Below are 3,706 nucleotides of genomic sequence, written 5' to 3' on the forward strand. Positions count from 1 at the left end.
ACCTCATCGCGAATGGCTGCACTTGGCTCCCCCATAGTGAGTCGCCCGCTAAGGTCGATGATGATAATGTCTTTCACTTCTCGCGTGCCCATCTTTAGGCTCATAGTCATTCTCCTTGTGGGACCAGCGGTGCTACCGACTTCAGTCAAGCTCACCGTGGTATGAACTATACCTCTAGTCAATCGTTCCTTGTCCTCGTGCAACACAAAGCCAGCACGAGTTCTCGTCGCCTGAGCGGTTCCGAACCCGGGTTCGCCGGGCCTACTACTCCGCCCGCAGCGCATTTACCGGATTCACCACTGCGGCTTTGCGGGAAGGGAGGTAACACGCCACCGAGGCTATCCCGATGACGCATAAAGTCGCAATGCCGTAACTCCACGGATCCGACGGGCTCACATTGAACAAAAGCGAGGCCATGAGGCGCATGGAGACAAACGCGGTGGCAAGGCCAATAACGATGCCAATGGCCGTGAGCCACAGACCCTGGCGCACAAACATGGCGATCAGCGCCTGCCGCTCCGCTCCGAGCGCCATGCGAATGCCGATTTCGCGCGTGCGTTGCGACACTGCGCAGGAAATGACTCCATAGATTCCGACGATGCCGAGCAGCAGGGCCATGCTTCCGGCAACGCAAAGCATGATGAGTGTGAACGAGGTGCGGGCCAACGACTTGGTATACATGGCACCGAGGGTGCTCGCATCGGCTAGAGGGAGATCGGAATCGATCGACCAGACCGCCCGTTGCACTTCATTCATGAAGGTCGCGGAGCCCGCGCGGCTGGAGCGAATCACGAACCCGACATTCCGTTCCACCTGCTCGGGCTGGCCCTCGAAGTGATTTCGGAAGAGCGGCCAGTAGACGGATGAGGGCGCGGGATTGTTGACGCCATCATCATGAATATCTTTCACTACGCCCACGACTTCACGCCAGTCGTCTATAGTGCCCACGCGAATCTGTGCACCAATCGCGGCGGCCGGGTCGTGCCAGTATTCTCTGGCCAGGTTCTCCGAGAGGATAGCGACAGGTCTCTTCTGGTAGGTGTCCGCCCAGGTGAGATCGCGGCCCCCCAGGAGTGTCGTTCCCATAGTGGCGAAAAACCCTGGCGATACGAACTTGAAGCGGCGAATCGGCGGAAGCTCGCCGGGCTTGTAGATGCGGTCTTTCACGAAAACCGGATCGTTGGAACCATATCCCTGAAAAGGAATGTTGGTGCCAAAACTAACCGAGGAGACGCCTGGAATGGCGGCAAGTTTGTTCGCGATCTCCTGTTGGAGGCGGACCACCTGTTCGCGCTGCGTGTCGGGAACGCGCGACTCGGGAATGTACAGATGAAACGTCTGCACGGTTTGCGGATCGGCAAAGCCGGGGGACACGTGCATCAAGGCCCGGAAGGTGTGGATCATCAAGCCGGAACAAATCAGCAAGACCAGGGCGAGAGCCACCTGCACTACGACAAGCGCCTTCCGTGTCCGCTGGCGTTCCCTGCCTTGGCTCAAAGCCCGTCCCCCTTCGCGGAGTTCTTTGTGCAGGGTGGGGCCGGCATACTTGATGGCAGGAATGGAACCAATGACCAGGCTGACAGACAGCGCCAGCAGGAGGGCGAAGAGCAGCACAGGGCCATCGATGCCAATCTCATTCAGGCGCGGAAGGCCGACTGGCTTGAGTGCGATCAGGGCGCGAAGGGCCGCGTAAGCAATAGCCAAGCCGATGACACTGCCGGCGAATCCCAGTACCAGGCTCTCGAATAACAATCCGCCCGTGATGCGCCCGCGGCCGGCGCCCAGCGCGGTGCGAATCGCCAATTCCTGGCGGCGGCCTTCCACGCGCACCAGCAACAGGTTGGCCACATTGGCGCAGGCTACCAGCAGCACCACGCCGATGGAGCCCATTAAGACCCACAAGATGTTGCCGATGTCGCCGATGACGTCCTGCTTCAAGGGGCGTGGAACCGGCTGCATCTGTATTTTCTCAAACAGACTGAGAGGGAACCCTTCGGGCGCGGGAAAACTGCGGACGCCGATGGGGATGAGGCGAGACATATCCGCCTGGACTTGCGCCAGGGTCACACCAGGCTTCAAGCGGGCGATGCCCTGGTAACTGAAGTTTCCCAACTTTATCTTGCTGCGGTCCCACTGCATGGGCACGTAGAGCGCCGCGTCTTCGCTGTCGAGGAAGTGAAAATCCCGAGGCAGGACGCCGATGATTTCGCGCGTTTTTCCGTCAATTCTGATGGTGCGGCCAATCACAGAATTGCTGCCAGCAAATTTCTTCTGCCAGTATGCATAGGAAAGAATGACGGTTTGGGGAGCGCCGGCGGTGTCGTCGCGCCGTGTGAACAGGCGGCCCAACACCGGCTTTGCTCCGAGGAGGGGTAGCGTGCCGTCGGTAACATCGAATCCCAGTACGTGTTCGGGTTCGCCCGCACCGGTCACATTCAAGCCGTCGTAGTTATATACGCCGATATCCTGGAAGGTCGTGCCTTGCTCACGCTCCATGAAATAGAGGAACGGAGCCATGGGCAGCTTGTCGATGGGAATCCCCGCCACGTGGTACCACACGCCTACCAGTTGCTCCGAATGAGGGTAACTCAGCGGCTTCAGCAACACGCCTTCCACTACGCTGAACACAACCGTGTTGGCCCCGATGCCGACCGCCAGCGTGAGGAGAGTAATGGCGGTGAAGAGAGGGGCCCGGGCCAGTCTCCTGACAACTTGCTTGAATTGCTCGCCAAACTGTGCCATGCGGAGCCCCTTCCTACGACTGCTTTCCCGTCGATTGCAGGTGCGTAATTATGGGTACGCAGGGGAGCCCCTGTAAGTTCGTCGGAGATGCGGAAGACATAATACTCCGGGGCGCGATTCCTGCGATGTGACTAGAGCAGGTTTAGGTCTCGTTCCAGCGTTCCGGCCGTATTGCGTTGGCGGGCTTGTCTGAGTAGGAATCGCACTAAAGACAACCAGGACGCGGCCGCGAGGTGAGTGCGCGGCAGTGAATGCAAACACCCACCTGGATAGCACCGTTTTATGTTCCGGCCGCAGAAAGCGAACCGGACTGAAGCTCCGCGTCCCTCAACAAAGGCTCTAAGCACAGTCACTCATCTCTGTGCCGAAGGGAGCTTGGAACGCAACAACTCCTCGCTACGTTACCGTAGCCCTCGACAACTGCCTCCGGGGGGAATCGAGATCAAGACTAGGCTGGAAAGCCGCCGCGTATAAAAGGCCGCTCCGGTCGTCTCAATTCACCGACGATCATGCTCTCCGACAACCGATTCCATGCGTTATCAACTTGGGTTCAGTCTTCATGGCCCAAACAAAGGTAACGTTGCATGGAGTCTCGAACTAACGAGTGAATGAATTGCTTCTCGCAGGCCATCTACCGAGTTGAAGATTGCTTCCTATCGAGGACGGCGAGATCCCAAGATATTACAGAGAATATGTCCACTCTCCGAGAACCTGCGATTCTCGAGTTACACGTTCTCGAAAAGGTATGGTCCGAAAGACAGTCCAAGTACGCGCTCATAACTCGATTCCTTCGAGACGGTGCGCAGGCCAATCAAACTGGTCAGAGGCGTACAGGTTCTAGTGTAGTGTCTCATTATTAACATCAGTTATATATCGAGACTCATCTTATGATGAGGAGACCTCGATATGCGTGTTGCGCAGCCAATCGTTCTGAGCGAAGAAGTCCGTCGAAAGCTGGAGCAAC

The 3,706-nt window shown here is 57.7% G+C and carries 1 protein-coding gene; it reads right to left on the minus strand.

The features are described from left to right. Positions 1 to 264: 264 nt before the first annotated feature. The gene (locus WCA10_RS17400; RefSeq protein WP_472823783.1) at positions 265 to 2,742 is read right to left on the minus strand and encodes an ABC transporter permease; all 2,478 of its coding nucleotides are present in this window, start codon (positions 2,740 to 2,742) and stop codon (positions 265 to 267) included. Between the last annotated feature and the right edge of the window lie 964 nt (positions 2,743 to 3,706).

This window comes from Occallatibacter sp., from assembly GCF_049582745.1.
GTDB lineage: Bacteria > Acidobacteriota > Terriglobia > Terriglobales > Acidobacteriaceae > Telmatobacter.